The following is a 13,860-nucleotide window of genomic DNA, read 5'->3' on the forward strand; positions in this document are numbered from 1 at the left end:
GGCATCATGCGCTCCAGGCTGCTCGCAATCCCGCTGCTGCTCGGCTTCGCCAGTTCGCCCGTTTTCGCCAGCGACATTTCCTGCCGCGTGATCGAGGTACCCGACGGCGACGCCTTCACCTGCCTGACCGACACCGAAAAGCGGATCGGCGTCCGGCTGGCGGAAATCGACGCGCCGGAAGCCAAGCAGCCCCATGGCGACAAATCCCGCCAGATGCTGAGCGAGCTGGTGCTCGAGCGGAAGGTGGTCCTGCAAGTGCAGGAGACCGACCGTCATGGCCGCCTGGTGGCGCGGGCCCATGCCGGCACGCGCGACATCAATGCCGAACTGGTCAGCCAGGGCGGCGCCTGGACCAGTTCCCGACACGACAAGGACAGGAGCCTCGCGCTTCTGGAGAGCCAGGCCGAGGCGGACAAGCGTGGTCTATGGGCCCTTCCCGAGGCGGAACGGGTTCCGCCCTGGGAGTGGCGCGCCCTGGGCTGGAACGAACACCCGGCACCGAGCGAAGCCAGCCCGGACATGATCGCCAAAGGCCAGGCCGCCAGCGGCCTGCGCTGCGGCGGGAAGCGCTTCTGCAAGGAAATGAGCAGTTGCGGCGAGGCCAAGTTCTACGTGGAGAACTGCGGGCCGCGCAGCCTCGATGGCGACCGCGACGGCGTGCCCTGCGAGTCGCTGTGCAAATAGGCATCGTTCGGCCGGACAGCGATAGTCCCCGTCACACGACATCCGGCCGCCACTCCGGCAAGAGCCCCGCTCGACGCGGGACTCCCCCGACTCACCATCCTTTCGCGTACTCCTTGCGCTGCGCCCGCAGCCAGGCTCTGTCGCGCTCCGCGCTCTGCAGCAGCACCCGCTGCCGATACAGGCCCAGGCGGCGCTTCCGCTCCGCGACCGGCAGCCCGTCCCAGCCCTGGAACAACCCCGCGTCGTCGGCCACATCCTCCAGATTCAGGCCGGCCTTCGAACGGGACGCCCGGCCTGTCCAGCATCCTGCGCACAGGCCGGCCACGAACAGGCCGCCGCACATGAACGAAACATAAAGGATAAACGTGAGCACCATTTGGCTTGCCCTCCCTGGCGTGCTGAGGAAACTAAGCTAGCAAGCAAGCGGGTCCGCCACGATGATTTGGCGCAAGACAACGGCCCCGAACGAGCGGGCGTCCATACAGCCATGGGTCCGGCCATCGCATCCCGCTCAACGACCGTAACGGCGCACCAAAGATTTCACGCAGGCCTTGTATTGGGGCAGCGCATAGGCATCGGCCACGACCATGCGATTGAGCGCGCAGTCCTCCATGGCCATGTCCAGAGCCACGTCCACGTGGCGCTGCGCATTGTCATGGTAGAGACTCGAACAGGCGTACGGGACGCCGATGACGCTCAGGGTGAGCCCTGCCTGCCGCAGGAATCGGATCCAGCTCCGGGGATCGTCGGCCCACTCGACCAGGGCCTCGAAAAAAACCACTACTGGCTTCAATTTCGCGCCTCCTTCGGGAAAAGCCCCGCACCATCCTCAAGCTCTCGGGGAGCCATGATGTTCAGGCAAGAAATTGGCCAGCCCCGGAACGGGGAGACTGGCGGACGATCCCGGCAAGGTCGTCGCACGGTCTGTGCACTGCGCAGGGCTTTCACTCCTTGCGTCTCAATTCCCGCGCCTGCTTCAACTGCAATTCGGCATAGCGGCGCAGATAGGTAGCCATGAGCCCCAGCCCCCGCTGTTCCAGTTCGCGCGCCAGCCGGTAGTTCTCGTGCCCGCGCTTGGCCAGTTGCCGGGCCTTGGCCTCGGGATCGGTCGGTAAGAAAGAGGTCATGCCTACCTCCACAGCCGAAGCCGCCTGCTGCGACCAGGCGGCCAGATTGATCGGGAATGACCGCTGCGTTCACAGCTCCCTGCCACGCACGATGGGAGGACGAAGCACCGGAGCAGGAAAGCGCCGGCCCCATCGTGGCGTGCAAACCTCGGCAGTCCCCCGGTCGCATGCAAATACATCGCCAGTCTCCGGCGAACCGACGGGGCTAGAGACGGTCGGCATTCGGACTGTAAGACATCGCCTACAACGGCTTGAGAGCCTTGCGGATTTATGCGAGACGGCTGCCACGCTACAGTCGCCTCCGCGTTGGCAGGTCGGCACGGTCTGACCAGGAAGGTCGGCCGGAAGCTTCGCCAGCGCGCACTCCGGCGCGATGGCCCGGAGAAAAACGGGAATTACGGAAACGGCGACGGCTCGCACGCCGTCTCCCGTCCGCCGGAGCTGCTACCCCTCCGGACGCCTGCCTGTCCGAATGGCATTGCGTGCGGACACCGGACCGCCGAAACCACCCCGGGTCGAACGACTGTCGGAACAGTCCGGCCTGCGGCCCCACGGAAAAACGATCGATAAAAATGATGAAAGCCGGTATGACCTCCCCACTTTCCCGTCGCTTCCAGGTTCGCGATATTTCCGCCCAATACGGCGGCCCGACCTTCGACCTCATCTTCCACGACACCGAGAGCAAGGTCATACGCTATTCGGAAGCCGTATGGGACTCGGAAGCCCTGGCGCTGGCCGAGGCCGACCGGCTCGAGGAGTCGCAGGCCCATCCCGTCCATTGGGACGCCTGCTAGAACCCAGGGAACAGCCCCTCTCCCCCGTCGAACGCCGACCGCGTCGCCCCCGGACACAGCCTCGAGACATTCCGGCCAGACCGGGCATCCGCCGCATGCCATGCTTCAGGCGGCCGGCCTTGCCATATCCGCAACCGGCTGCTGGCATGAAGGGCGGCTCTTCAATGGAATCATGCGAGGAAACGAATGAAGACGCAGAACAAGGATCTGCCGGGCTGGCTGCTGGCCGCCGGGCTGGGACTGGCCGCCCCCTTCGGCATGGCGGTGCAGGACGAGGTGACCCCGGCGCAGGTGGTCGCCGCCCTGGAGGACACCTTCGGCGTGACCCCGGGCGAGCGGCGCAACCATATCAAGGGCACCTGCGCGAGCGGCGAGTTCGTCGGCCTGCCTGCCGTGGCCGCTTGGTCGCGTTCGGCGCTGTTCTCCGGACAGCCCGTGCCGGTCGTCGCACGCTTCTCGCTGCCGGGCGGCAACCCGAAGGTGCCCGACACGGCCAGGAGCGTTCGCGGCATGGCCCTGGAGTTCCGCCTCCCCGGCGGTGCCCTGCAGCATATGACCATGCTCGACACTCCAGTCTTCGGCGCGGCGCAGCCGAAGACCTTCCTCGACCAGATCCTTGCCCTGAAGCCCGACCCGGCCACCGGCAAGCCCGATCCGGCCAAGCTCGCGGCCTTCCGGGCCAGCCACCCGGACAGCCGGGCGCAGGCGCGGTTTCTCGCCGAGCACAACCCGCCGCCGAGCTTCGCCAACAGCAGCTACTTCGGCATCCATACCTTCAAGTTCGTCGACGCCACCGGCAAGGCCACCCTGGTGCGCTGGCGCTTCGTGCCCGAGGACGGCGAGAAGAGCCTGTCCGACGAGGAACTCGAAACCCTGCCGGCCGACTTCCTCGAAGAGCGGCTGATTCAGCGTACCGCCCAAGGCCCGGTGCGCTGGGACATGCTGGTGAGCATCGGCCAGCCCGGCGACCCGGAGAACGACCCTACGGTGGCCTGGCCGGAGAACCGCGAGCAGGTGAAGGCCGGCACCCTGGTCCTGACCGCGGCCATGCCGCAGAAGGGCGCCGCCTGCGAGAAAGTCAACTTCGACCCGTTGGTGATGGCCGAGGGCATCGCCCCGACCGACGATCCCATCCTGCGCTTCCGCTCCCCCGCCTACGCGGTGTCCTTCGCCAAGCGCCAGGCCGGGCAGTGACGGAAGGTCCTGCCGGACACGAGGACAGCGTGCCGGCGGGGCACTTCCGGCCCGCCGCGCCACCCTTTACTGTGCACCGACAGACTTTCCCAGGCGGGCAGCGGCCCGAGGCAGGCTCATGGAGCAGTTGAAACGGAAGATCCGCGAGCACGGCAGCGTGCTCTCGGAGCAGGTCCTGAAGGTGGATGCCTTCCTCAACCATCAGGTCGATCCGCAACTGATGCGGCAGATCGGCCAGGAATTCGCCCGGCGCTTTCGCGACCAGGAGATCGACAAGGTGATCACCCTCGAGACGTCGGGCATCGCACCGGCGCTGATGACCGCGCTGGAGCTGGACGTGCCGCTGGTCTTCGCCCGCAAGCACCGCTCGCTGACCCTGACCGACGACCTGCTGACCGCCCGCGTCTATTCCTTCACCAAGCAGGTGGAAAGCACCGTGGCCATTTCCGCCAGTCATCTGGCGGCCGGTGAGCGCATCCTGATCGTCGACGACTTCCTGGCCAACGGCCAAGCTGCGCTGGGGTTGGCCGCCATCGTCCGCCAGGCCGGAGCACGGCTGGTCGGGATCGGCATCGTCATCGAGAAATCCTTCCAACCCGGACGCAGGGCGCTGGAAGAACAGGGCTACCGGGTCGAGTCCCTGGCGCGGATCGCTTCGCTCGCGGGCAGCCAGGTCAGCTTCGTGGAGTGAGCGGAAACGACGAAGCCACCCAGACAGGCCGTGCGACAACCACTACGCTCGGTCATGCTGCGTTGAAGTCAAGCCCAGAATGCTCGTCTACGGGCCGTAAACTGCACCTCTTCGCCTGACTTCGCCTTGCCCGACCTTCGCTCGCTACGTTCTCACACAGTCCGTACAGGCGGCTTCGCCTTCGGCCGAGCCGCGGTCAGAGACCGGACATCTTGCCGATGGCGGCCTTCAGCTCGTCGTCCGAGCAGTCGGCGCAGGTGCCTTTCGGCGGCATGGCGTTGAGGCCGGAGAGCGCCGACTGAAGCAGGCCGTCGAGGCCGCCCTTGGCATCGGCGCGCGTCTTCCAGGCGGCGCTGTCGCCGACCTTCGGCGCGTTCAACAGGCCGGTGCCATGGCAGGCGTTGCAGTACTTGGCGACGACATCGTCACCGCTGCGCGCGCCGCCGCCGGCGGCAGCGGCAGCGGTAGCGACGCCCTTGCATTCCTGACCGGCCACGCAGACTTCGCCGACCGGCTTGAGACGCTCGGCGATTTCCGCGTCGGTCGCGGCCTGGACGCCCGCCGCCCACAGGGACAACACGGCGACCGGTGCCGCCAACATCTTGATCAGATTCACCCTTACCCCCCTCATCGTGGCTGATTACGTGCGCCCGCGGCCACGGGTTTTCGCGAGCGCGCGGGAGTATAACCCTACAAAAGACAGGCTGAAATAAGCCGATACAAGACGGACTTGCTGCCGAGAACTTCGGCGCGCCGCTAGAAATGCGCCGGAGTGGCGGCGCTGATCAGTTGCGCCGGGGCCTCGAAGGGGTTGCGGAAACGGTGCGGCTGGCCGGCCACCAGGTAGTAGCTGTCGCCGCTCTCGAGGGTGTAGCGCTGCTCGCCGACCTGCAGTTCCAGGCGCCCTTCGACGAGAATGCCGGCTTCCTCGCCGTCGCGCAGCAGCAGCGCCTCGCCACTGTCGGCCCCCGGAGGATAGGTCACCGAGAGGAAGGTGAGCGCCCGGTCGGGATGATCCTTGCCGATCAGGCGCATGCTCAGCAGCCCGCGCGACAGCTCGGCCTGCTCGGCGGCACGATAGACCACCGGGGCGCTGGCTTCCGCCTCCAGATCGAGGGAAAAGAACTCCATCAGCGACATGGGAATACCGCCGAGCACCTTCTTCAGGGAACTGATCGAGGGGCTGACGCTGTTCTTCTCGATCATCGAAATGGTGCTGTTGGTGACGCCCGCGCGCTTGGCGAGTTCACGCTGGGAGAGGCCTTTGAGCTTGCGTATGGATTGCAGTCGAACACCGACGTCCAAGGCGGAATTCCTCTCGGGAAGCCTGAGCGAATTGCGCTTAATGATGGCAATGCCGTTCAGTATTTACAACGCCATGCCGCAAATTTCGTTCAGTCCAGCCAGGAACGGGCGACCCGCCGCACGTTGCAGAACAATTGATAGGCGATGGTACCGGCCGCTGCCGCCACCTCGCTGGCCGGCACCTGGGCGCCCCACAGCTCGACCCGGCTACCGAGTCCGGCCTGGGGCAGGTCGGTGAGGTCCACGGTGAGCATGTCCATCGATACCCGGCCGATCAGTTGCGCCGGCCGACCATCGACGGCGACCGGGGTGCCGTTCGGCGCATGCCGCGGGTAGCCGTCCGCATAGCCCATGGCCACCACTCCGACGCGGGTCGGCCGCGAGGCGACGAAACGCGCGCCATAACCCACCGGCTCGCCGGCCGGCAGCTCGCGCACGCCGATGATCCTGGACTCCAGGGTCATTACCGGTCGCAGTTGCGCCGCCTGCTCCTGATAGCGCTCGAAGGGCGTGGCCCCGTAGAGCATGATCCCCGGCCGCAGCCATTCGTCCCCATGGCCATGCCGGAAAAACTGCGGCCAGCCGAGCAGCGCCGGGGAGTTGCGCAGGCTGAACTCCGCCACGAGGCCGGCGGTCGCCGTCTCGAACTGCGCCAGTTGCTCGGCGACCCGCGGGCAGTCGAGTTCGTCGGCGCGTGCGAAATGGCTCATGGCGACGATCCTCGCCACCTTGCCGCTGGCCATGAGGCGCGCGTGGGCCGCCCGGTAGTCGGCCGGCGCGAAGCCGACCCGGTGCATGCCGGAGTCGAGCTTCAGCCAGCAGGTCAAGGGACGCGTCAGCGCGGTACGTTCGATGGCCTCCAGTTGCCACGGCGAATGCACCACGCACCACAGGTCGTGGCGCTGGATCGGCTCCAGCTCGGCGCTCTCGAAGAAGCCCTCCAGCAGTAGGATCGGCGCGGCGATGCCGGCCTCGCGCAGCTCCAGCGCCTCCTCGATGCAGGCCACCGCGAAACCGTCGGCCTCCGCCTCCAGGGCGCGGGCACAGCGCACTGCGCCGTGCCCGTAGGCGTCGGCCTTGACCACCGCCAGGGCGCGGGCGCCGCCCAGCTCGCGGGCCAGGCGGTAGTTGTGCCGCAAGGCGGCGAGATCGATCAGGGCACGGGCGGGGCGCATGGCTTGTCTCGGATTGCTGGCCGGAAGCGGCAGGGCCCCGGCGTGGGTCGTGGTTTCGGTTACGGCAGCGCGGCGACGACCGACATCTCCACCCGGGCATCGCCGTCGTACAGCCCGGCTTCGACGCAGGCGCGCGCCGGCGCGCAGCCGGCCGGCAGCCAGGCGTCCCATACCGCGTTGAGGCCGGCGTAGTCGGCGACCATGTCCTTCAGATAGATGGTCACCGAGAGCAGCCGCGACTTGTCGGTGCCGGCCTCGGCGAGCAGCCGGTCGATGCCGGCCAGGGTCTGCCGGGTCTGCTCCTCGATGCCGACGCCGTAGTCGTCCGCCAGTTGCCCGGCCAGGTAGACGGTGCCGCCATGGACGACGATTTCACTGTAGCGCGCTTCAGTTCGCAGGCGCCGGATGGACATGGGTGGAGTTCTCCTGGGAATTGCCGTAACGGGAAATATCGAGGCCCGCGGCGCTGATCTGCGGGCGCGTGCGCGCCATGAGGTCGGCCAGCAGGCGGCCGGAGCCGCAGGCCATGGTCCAGCCCAGTGTACCGTGCCCGGTGTTGAGGAACAGGTTGCGGTAGCGGGTCGCCCCCACGATCGGCGTGCCGTCCGGGGTGGCCGGACGCAGGCCGGTCCAGAATTCGGCGCGGGCCAGATCGCCGCCCCGTGGGTAGAGATCGCCCACCACCAGTTCCAGAGTCTCGCGTCGGCGGGGATTCAGCGACAGATCGAAACCGGCCAGTTCGGCCATGCCGCCGACGCGGATGCGCGTCTCGAAGCGGGTGATGGCGACCTTGTAGGTCTCGTCGAGAATGGTCGAGGTCGGCGCCATGGCCGGATCGACGATGGGAATGGTCAGCGAGTAACCCTTGAGCGGGTAGATCGGCGCGCGAATGCCCAGCGGCGCGAGCAACCGCGGCGAATAGCTGCCGAGGGCCAGCACGTAGAGATCGGCGCTTTCCAGACGGCCGTCGATGCGCACGCCGACGATGCGCTCGCCGTCGCGCTCCAGACGCTCGACGCTCTGGCCGAAACGGAACTCCACGCCCAGACCGGCGGCCAGCTCCGCCAGGCGGGTGGTGAACAGGTGGCAATCGCCGGTCTGATCGTTGGGCAGGCGCAGGGCGCCGGCGAGCCTGTCGGCGACGCCGGCCAGGGCCGGCTCGACGCGGGCGATGCCGGCGCGGTCGAGCAGTTCGTAGGGCACCCCGGAGCGCGCCAACACGGCGATGTCCTTGCCCGCGGCATCCAGTTGCCGCTGGGTACGGAACAACTGGGTGGTACCCAGTTGGCGGCCTTCATAGTCGATACCGGTCTCGGCGCGCAGTTCGTCGAGGCAGTCGCGGCTGTACTCGGACAGGCGCACCATGCGCTCCTTGTTCAGCGCATAGCGCCCGGCGGTGCAGTTGCGCAGCATCTGCGCCAGCCAGAGGTACTGGCGCCAGTCCGCGGTCGGCCTGATGGCCAGCGGCGCATGGCGCTCGAACAGCCACTTGAGCGCCTTGAGCGGCACGCCGGGAGCCGCCCAGGGCGAGGCGTAGCCGGGCGACACCTGGCCGGCGTTGGCGAAGCTGGTCTCCATGGCCGGCGCCTCGGCGCGGTCGACCACCACCACCTCGAAACCGGCCCGGGCCAGATAGTAGGCCGTGGTGGTGCCGATCACCCCGCTGCCAAGTACCAGTACGCGCATGACGGTCTCTCCGTGCGAGCTGAAAACCTTGAATGTCTACAGTATAAGAAGCCAAAACCAGTGGCTTTCACTGTTTCGGGTCCGATATTCAGACTTTTTTCCGAAGGCGAACGCTTTCGCCAGGAGAACTCCTCGTGAGAACCCAGCACCAGAGCCAGCGCGAACTGGACCGGATCGACCGCCACATCCTGCGCATCCTGCAACAGGAGGGACGCGTCTCCCTCACCGAGCTGGGCGAGCGGGTCGGCCTGTCCACCACGCCCTGCACCGAGCGGGTCCGCCGCCTGGAGCGCGAAGGCTTCATCCTCGGCTATGCGGCGCGACTCAATCCCCAGTACCTGAAGGCCGGCCTGCTGGTGTTCGTGGAGATCAGCCTGGCGTACAAGTCCGGTGATATCTTCGAGGAGTTCCGCCGGGCGGTGCTGAAGCTGCCCCAGGTGCTGGAATGCCATCTGGTGTCCGGCGACTTCGATTACCTGCTCAAGACACGCATCCCGGAAATGGCCTCCTACCGCAAGCTGCTCGGCGACATCCTGCTCAAGCTTCCCCATGTGCGCGAATCGAAGAGCTACATCGTCATGGAGGAGGTCAAGGAAAGCCTCGAACTGCCGGTACCCGAATGAGGAGCCAGCGATGAAAGCAGCATTGCCGGGCACGTCCGCCGCCGACGACGGACACGCGCCCTCCTACTACGCCGCCACGACCGGGCCGCGACCGGAGTTTCCCGCCCTGGAAGGCGAACTGCAGGCCGATGTCTGCGTGGTCGGCGGCGGCTTCAGCGGCATCAACACCGCCCTCGAACTGGCCGAGCGCGGCCTCTCGGTGATCCTGCTGGAGGCCCGCGTGCTCGGCTGGGGTGCCAGCGGACGCAACGGCGGACAACTGATCCGCGGCTTCGGCCACGACCTCGAACGCTTCCGTCCGCTGCTCGGCGCGGACGGCGTCCGTGCCCTGAAGCTGCTGGGCCTGGAGTCGCTGGAGATCGTCCGCCGGCGGATCGAGCGCCATGCCATCGACTGCGACCTGACCTGGGGCTACTGCGAGCTGGCCACCCGGGCGCGGCACCTCGAGCATCTGAAGGCCGAATGCGCCGAACTGCAGGCCCTCGGCTACCGCCACGAGCTACGCCTTCTGGAGGCCGAGCAGATGCACGAGGCGATCGGCTCGCGGCGCTACCGCGGCGGCCTGCTGGACCGTGGTTCGGGCCACCTGCACCCGCTCAGGCTGCTGCTCGGCGAAGCCGCCGTGGCGCGCTCGCTCGGCGTGCGCCTGTTCGAGCGCTCGGCGGCGCTCCGGATCGATCACGGCCAGGAAGTCTGCGTGCACACCGCTGGCGGCCGGGTCCGTGCCGCCAGCCTGGTGCTCGCCGGCAACGCGCATATCGGCGACCTGGAGCCGGAACTGGCCGGCAAGGTGCTGCCGGCCGGCAGCTATATCATCGCCACCGAGCCGCTCTCCCCCACCCTGGCCGCCGAGTTGCTGCCGCAGAACCTGGCGGTCAGCGACATGCGCGTGGTGCTCGACTACTTCCGCCTGTCGGCCGACCGCCGCCTGCTGTTCGGCGGCGCCTGCCACTATTCGGGGCGCGATCCGCGGGACATCGCCGCCTACATGCGGCCGAAGATGCTCGAGGTGTTCCCGCAACTGGCCGGGGTACGGATCGACTACCAGTGGAGCGGGCTGATCGGCATCGGCGCCAACCGCCTGCCGCAGATCGGCCGCCTGCCCGGACGGCCCAACGTCTACTACGCCCAGGCCTACTCCGGCCACGGGCTGAACGCCACCCACCTGGCCGGTCGGCTGCTCGCCGAGGCCATCGCCGGGCAACATAGCCACGGCTTCGAACTGTTCGCCCGGGTGCCGCACCGCACCTTCCCCGGCGGCCCCCGCCTGCGTGCGCCGCTGCTGGCCCTCGGCATGTTGTGGTACCGGCTCCGGGAGCTATTCTGAAGCGAATGCCGGGCGACGCGCGGCGAGCAGAAGGAAACCGGCTGCACCGACGGCCATCAGGAGCGGCAGCGCATGACCGCTCAGCCACTGGCTGGCCGCGCCGGTGGCAAGCGGCCCGAGCAGGCAGCCGATACCCCACAGGCGGGCCACTTGGGCATTGGCGCGAACCAGCGCCGCATCGCGAAAGCGCTCGCCGACGAGGATCAGGGCCAGGGTGAACAGGCCGCCGGCGCTGGCGCCGAACAGGATCAGCAACGGCCAGATGAATGCGCTTCGCAGCAGTGCCGGCATCGCCAGGCTGGTCAGCAGCAGGACCAGACCGCAGATACGGAACAACGCCTGGCGCGGCAGTCGGTCGGCGAGCCAGCCGAGCGGCAGTTGCAGCAGCGCATCGCCGATCACCACGGTGCTGGCCAGATGCAGCGCGGTCGTCTGCTCCAGCCCCTGGCGCAGACCGTAGAGCGGCAGCAGGGTGAGGATCATGGTTTCGAAGGAGGCGAACAGCACCACCGCCCAGGCCACCGTCGGCAACTGCCGGCAGAAACCGAACAGCCCGCGCCCGCCGCCCTCGCGGGCCTCCATCCGCGGCGCGCCATGCGCGCCGCGCAGGAGCAGAGCGCCGCCGAACATCAGCAGCACCGCGCCCCAGAAGCCGGCATCGCCGGCGGTTCCCAGCCAGGTCAGCAGCAGCGGCCCGGACAACTGGCTCAGCGCGTAGCCGGTGCCATACAGCGCCACCAGCCGGCCACGCCAGGCCTCCACCGCCAGTTGATTGATCCAGCTCTCGCCGAGGATGAATACCAGGGTCAGGGTCACGCCGAGCCACAGGCGCAGCAGCAGCCACAACGGATAGCTCGGCAGGAGGGCCAGTAGCGCCACCGACAGCGCCCCGACCAGCAGGCTCAGGCGCATCAGCCGCGCCGCGCCGAAGAGCGTCGCCAGGCGCCCGGCCAGGGAGGCGCCGAGCAGCACGCCGATGCCCGGCATCGCCGCCATCGCACCGATGGCGAAGGGGCCATGCCCCCAGCTCTCCAGGCGCAGGGAAACCAGCGGCAGGCTCAGGCCGAGCGCCAGCCCGACGCTGACCACCGCGGCACAGACGGCGAAATAGCTGGCCCAGGGCATGGTTGCCGCCAACGGAGCCGGCAAGGATTCCGGACGGGTCATGTCAGGACGGAACCCTCACAGCTTGATCCAGGTGGCTTTCAGCTCGGTGTACTTGTCGAAGGCGTGCAGAGACTTGTCGCGGCCGTTGCCGGACTGCTTGAAGCCGCCGAACGGCGCGGTCATGTCGCCACCGTCGTACTGGTTGATCCACACGCTGCCGGCGCGCAGTGCCCGGGCGGTGCGGTGGGCCTTGGACAGGTCGCGGGTCCAGATCGCCGCGGCCAGGCCGTAGCTGGTGTCGTTGGCGATCTGCACGGCCTCCTCCGGGGTGTCGAAGACGATCACCGAAAGCACCGGGCCGAAGATTTCCTCGCGGGCGATCTTCATCGCATTGCTCACCCCGTCGAACACCGTCGGCTCGACGTAGGTGCCGCCGGTTTCCTCGAGGATGCGCCGGCCGCCGGCCAGCAGGCTGGCGCCCTCGCCCAGCCCGGCCTCGATGTAGCCGAGCACGGTGTCCAGTTGCTGGCGGTCCACCAGGGCGCCGACGTTGGTCGCCGGGTCCAGCGGGTGACCGGGCTGCCAGGTCTTCAGTGCCTCCAGCACCAGCGGCAGGAACGCCTCCTTGATCGAGCGTTCGACCAAAAGGCGCGAACCGGCGGTGCACACCTCGCCCTGGTTGAAGGCGATCGCGCTCGCCGCGGCCTCAGCGGCGGCGGCAAGATCCGGCGCGTCGGCGAAGACGATGTTCGGGCTCTTGCCGCCGGCCTCCAGCCAGATGCGCTTCATGTTCGACTCGCCGGCGTAGACCATCAGTTGCTTGGCGACCCGGGTCGAACCGGTGAACACCAGGCAGTCGACGTCCATGTGCAGCGCCAGCGCCCTGCCCACGCTGTGGCCGTAGCCCGGCAGCACGTTGAGCACGCCGGGCGGAATACCCGCCTCGAACGCCAGTTGGGCGAGGCGGATGGCGGTCAGCGGCGACTTCTCCGAGGGCTTGAGAACCACCGAGTTGCCACTGGCCAGCGCCGGCCCGAGCTTCCAGCAGGCCATCAGCAGCGGGAAGTTCCACGGCACTATGGCCGCCACCACGCCGACCGGCTCGCGGGTGACCAGCCCCAGCTCGTCGTCGGGAGTCGCCGCCACCTCGCCGTAGAGCTTGTCGATCGCCTCGCCGCTCCAGCGCAGCGCACGGGCCGCGGCCGGCACGTCGATGCTCAGCGAATATTTGATCGGCTTGCCCATGTCCAGGGTTTCCAGCAGGGCCAGCTCCTCGCGGTGGATTTCCAGCAGCTCGGCCAGGCGGATCATCACCGCCTTGCGCTTGGCCGGCGCCAGGCGCGACCAGCGGCCGCTCTCGAAGCTGCGCCGCGCCGCCGCCACCGCCAGGTCGGCATCGGCCGCCGCGCAACTGGCCACCTGCGCCAGCAGGCGTCCGTCGATCGGACTCAGGCAATCGAAGGTCGCGCCATCGGCGGCCGGCAGGTATTGGCCATCGACGAAGGCGCGGCCCTCGATGATCAGGCTGCGGGCACGTTCTTCCCAGTCGTTGCGCGTCGGTGTGGTCATGGGGACATCCTCTCGTCACTGGAGCGATCGGAACACCCTACCCCCCGCCCCCGGGGCTTTCAATACGGGCACGGACGCGGACCCCGAAAACGCAGAAGCCCGCCAAAAGGCGGGCTTCTGCGTCAGGCAGCCGGACCGATCACTTGATCTTGGCTTCCTTGTAGATCACATGCTTGCGCACAACGGGATCGTATTTCTTGATCTCGATCTTGTCGGGGGTGGTGCGCTTGTTCTTGTCGGTGGTGTAGAAGTGGCCGGTACCGGCGCTGGACACCAGACGGATCAGTTCACGCATGATTCTCTCCTCAAACCTTTTCGCCGCGAGCGCGCAGCTCGGCCAGCACTACGTCGATACCGCGCTTGTCGATGATGCGCATGCCCTTGGCGGAAACGCGCAGACGCACGAAACGCTTCTCGGACTCGACCCAGAAGCGGTGATGCTGCAGGTTCGGCAGGAAACGACGACGGGTTTTGTTGTTCGCGTGGGAAATGTTGTTCCCGGTAACCGGACCCTTACCGGTCACTTGACAGACTCTCGACATGCCTCAGCCCTCAAAAACCACATGCCCAACCCGGCA

At 67.7% G+C, this 13,860-nt stretch carries 18 protein-coding genes; 6 read left to right on the plus strand and 12 right to left on the minus strand.

Annotation, left to right across the window (positions count from 1 at the left end):
- Positions 1-6 precede the first annotated feature (6 nt).
- Positions 7-684 (plus strand): thermonuclease family protein, encoded by a 678-nt coding sequence (locus AVCA_RS21870; protein WP_012703253.1) that lies wholly within the window; start codon positions 7-9, stop codon positions 682-684.
- A 91-nt stretch (positions 685-775) separates the two neighbouring features.
- Here the strand turns inward: AVCA_RS21870 and AVCA_RS21875 are convergent, their stop codons facing one another.
- From AVCA_RS21875 to AVCA_RS21885, 3 genes are all read right to left on the minus strand, one after another.
- On the minus strand, positions 776-1,060 hold the full coding sequence (locus AVCA_RS21875) for a hypothetical protein (RefSeq protein WP_012703254.1): 285 nt from the start codon (positions 1,058-1,060) through the stop codon (positions 776-778).
- 135 nt (positions 1,061-1,195) lie between these two features.
- Positions 1,196-1,477 carry a hypothetical protein gene (locus AVCA_RS21880; RefSeq protein WP_231876222.1) on the minus strand — a complete coding sequence of 94 codons (282 nt, stop codon included), beginning with the start codon at positions 1,475-1,477 and terminating at the stop codon, positions 1,196-1,198.
- Between the two features lie 151 nt (positions 1,478-1,628).
- Positions 1,629-1,811 (minus strand): hypothetical protein, encoded by a 183-nt coding sequence (locus AVCA_RS21885; protein ID WP_012703256.1) that lies wholly within the window; start codon positions 1,809-1,811, stop codon positions 1,629-1,631.
- Between the two features lie 587 nt (positions 1,812-2,398).
- On the opposite strand from AVCA_RS21885, the gene AVCA_RS21890 reads away from it, so the two are divergent.
- The 3 genes from AVCA_RS21890 (at position 2,399) to AVCA_RS21900 (ending at position 4,490) form a co-directional block, all read left to right on the plus strand.
- Positions 2,399-2,605 carry a hypothetical protein gene (locus AVCA_RS21890; protein ID WP_175555860.1) on the plus strand — a complete coding sequence of 69 codons (207 nt, stop codon included), beginning with the start codon at positions 2,399-2,401 and terminating at the stop codon, positions 2,603-2,605.
- Between the two features lie 186 nt (positions 2,606-2,791).
- Positions 2,792-3,799: a catalase family peroxidase gene (locus AVCA_RS21895; RefSeq protein ID WP_012703258.1), complete on the plus strand. Its 1,008-nt coding sequence runs from the start codon at positions 2,792-2,794 to the stop codon at positions 3,797-3,799.
- Positions 3,800-3,917: 118 nt separating this feature from the next.
- The gene (locus AVCA_RS21900; protein ID WP_012703259.1) at positions 3,918-4,490 is read left to right on the plus strand and encodes a xanthine phosphoribosyltransferase; all 573 of its coding nucleotides are present in this window, start codon (positions 3,918-3,920) and stop codon (positions 4,488-4,490) included.
- Positions 4,491-4,686: 196 nt separating this feature from the next.
- On the opposite strand, the gene AVCA_RS21905 is transcribed toward AVCA_RS21900, so the two are convergent.
- The 5 genes from AVCA_RS21905 to dadA all read right to left on the minus strand — a co-directional run bounded on the left by AVCA_RS21905 (position 4,687) and on the right by dadA (position 8,656).
- Positions 4,687-5,121: a c-type cytochrome gene (locus AVCA_RS21905; protein WP_373860944.1), complete on the minus strand. Its 435-nt coding sequence runs from the start codon at positions 5,119-5,121 to the stop codon at positions 4,687-4,689.
- A gap of 125 nt (positions 5,122-5,246) precedes the next feature.
- Positions 5,247-5,795 carry a cupin domain-containing protein gene (locus AVCA_RS21910; protein WP_012703261.1) on the minus strand — a complete coding sequence of 183 codons (549 nt, stop codon included), beginning with the start codon at positions 5,793-5,795 and terminating at the stop codon, positions 5,247-5,249.
- An 89-nt stretch (positions 5,796-5,884) separates the two neighbouring features.
- A complete protein-coding gene (gene alr, locus AVCA_RS21915; protein WP_012703262.1) occupies positions 5,885-6,970 on the minus strand; it encodes an alanine racemase in 1,086 nt (361 codons plus the stop codon).
- Between the two features lie 59 nt (positions 6,971-7,029).
- Positions 7,030-7,383, minus strand: a complete 354-nt coding sequence (locus tag AVCA_RS21920) for a RidA family protein (protein WP_012703263.1) — start codon at positions 7,381-7,383, stop codon at positions 7,030-7,032.
- Entirely contained in the window at positions 7,358-8,656 is a 1,299-nt protein-coding gene (gene dadA, locus AVCA_RS21925) for a D-amino acid dehydrogenase (protein ID WP_012703264.1), read from the minus strand. The genes AVCA_RS21920 and dadA overlap by 26 nt, the downstream gene beginning before the upstream one ends.
- A gap of 134 nt (positions 8,657-8,790) precedes the next feature.
- Here dadA and AVCA_RS21930 point away from each other — a divergent pair, with 134 nt between their 5' ends.
- Both AVCA_RS21930 and AVCA_RS21935 read left to right on the plus strand, forming a co-directional pair.
- The gene (locus tag AVCA_RS21930; protein WP_012703266.1) at positions 8,791-9,279 is read left to right on the plus strand and encodes an Lrp/AsnC ligand binding domain-containing protein; all 489 of its coding nucleotides are present in this window, start codon (positions 8,791-8,793) and stop codon (positions 9,277-9,279) included.
- Between the two features lie 10 nt (positions 9,280-9,289).
- Positions 9,290-10,606 carry an NAD(P)/FAD-dependent oxidoreductase gene (locus AVCA_RS21935; RefSeq protein WP_012703267.1) on the plus strand — a complete coding sequence of 439 codons (1,317 nt, stop codon included), beginning with the start codon at positions 9,290-9,292 and terminating at the stop codon, positions 10,604-10,606.
- Here AVCA_RS21935 and AVCA_RS21940 read toward each other — a convergent pair.
- From AVCA_RS21940 to rpmB, 4 genes are all read right to left on the minus strand, one after another.
- Positions 10,598-11,731, minus strand: coding sequence for an MFS transporter (locus tag AVCA_RS21940; protein WP_012703268.1), 1,134 nt, complete (start codon positions 11,729-11,731; stop codon positions 10,598-10,600). The genes AVCA_RS21935 and AVCA_RS21940 overlap by 9 nt on opposite strands.
- A gap of 57 nt (positions 11,732-11,788) precedes the next feature.
- A complete protein-coding gene (locus AVCA_RS21945; RefSeq protein WP_012703269.1) occupies positions 11,789-13,282 on the minus strand; it encodes an aldehyde dehydrogenase in 1,494 nt (497 codons plus the stop codon).
- Positions 13,283-13,421: 139 nt separating this feature from the next.
- Entirely contained in the window at positions 13,422-13,577 is a 156-nt protein-coding gene (gene rpmG, locus AVCA_RS21950) for a 50S ribosomal protein L33 (protein WP_012703270.1), read from the minus strand.
- Between the two features lie 10 nt (positions 13,578-13,587).
- Positions 13,588-13,824, minus strand: coding sequence for a 50S ribosomal protein L28 (gene rpmB / locus AVCA_RS21955; RefSeq protein ID WP_012703271.1), 237 nt, complete (start codon positions 13,822-13,824; stop codon positions 13,588-13,590).
- Positions 13,825-13,860 lie beyond the last annotated feature (36 nt).

This window comes from Azotobacter vinelandii CA (assembly GCF_000380335.1).
In the GTDB taxonomy this organism is placed as follows: domain Bacteria; phylum Pseudomonadota; class Gammaproteobacteria; order Pseudomonadales; family Pseudomonadaceae; genus Azotobacter; species Azotobacter vinelandii.

Bases quoted from the DNA above. Each gene is read 5' to 3' on its own strand.
- rpmG (WP_012703270.1), bottom strand. From the start codon at position 13,577: ATGCGTGAACTGATCCGTCTGGTGTCCAGCGCCGGTACCGGCCACTTC.
- AVCA_RS21920 (WP_012703263.1), bottom strand. From the start codon at position 7,383: ATGTCCATCCGGCGCCTGCGAACTGAAGCGCGCTACAGTGAAATCGTC.
- AVCA_RS21870 (WP_012703253.1), top strand. From the start codon at position 7: ATGCGCTCCAGGCTGCTCGCAATCCCGCTGCTGCTCGGCTTCGCCAGT.
- AVCA_RS21885 (WP_012703256.1), bottom strand. From the start codon at position 1,811: ATGACCTCTTTCTTACCGACCGATCCCGAGGCCAAGGCCCGGCAACTG.
- dadA (WP_012703264.1), bottom strand. From the start codon at position 8,656: ATGCGCGTACTGGTACTTGGCAGCGGGGTGATCGGCACCACCACGGCC.
- AVCA_RS21890 (WP_175555860.1), top strand. From the start codon at position 2,399: ATGACCTCCCCACTTTCCCGTCGCTTCCAGGTTCGCGATATTTCCGCC.
- AVCA_RS21900 (WP_012703259.1), top strand. From the start codon at position 3,918: ATGGAGCAGTTGAAACGGAAGATCCGCGAGCACGGCAGCGTGCTCTCG.
- AVCA_RS21905 (WP_373860944.1), bottom strand. From the start codon at position 5,121: ATGAGGGGGGTAAGGGTGAATCTGATCAAGATGTTGGCGGCACCGGTC.
- AVCA_RS21940 (WP_012703268.1), bottom strand. From the start codon at position 11,731: ATGCCCTGGGCCAGCTATTTCGCCGTCTGTGCCGCGGTGGTCAGCGTC.
- AVCA_RS21875 (WP_012703254.1), bottom strand. From the start codon at position 1,060: ATGGTGCTCACGTTTATCCTTTATGTTTCGTTCATGTGCGGCGGCCTG.
- alr (WP_012703262.1), bottom strand. From the start codon at position 6,970: ATGCGCCCCGCCCGTGCCCTGATCGATCTCGCCGCCTTGCGGCACAAC.
- AVCA_RS21945 (WP_012703269.1), bottom strand. From the start codon at position 13,282: ATGACCACACCGACGCGCAACGACTGGGAAGAACGTGCCCGCAGCCTG.
- AVCA_RS21895 (WP_012703258.1), top strand. From the start codon at position 2,792: ATGAAGACGCAGAACAAGGATCTGCCGGGCTGGCTGCTGGCCGCCGGG.
- AVCA_RS21935 (WP_012703267.1), top strand. From the start codon at position 9,290: ATGAAAGCAGCATTGCCGGGCACGTCCGCCGCCGACGACGGACACGCG.
- rpmB (WP_012703271.1), bottom strand. From the start codon at position 13,824: ATGTCGAGAGTCTGTCAAGTGACCGGTAAGGGTCCGGTTACCGGGAAC.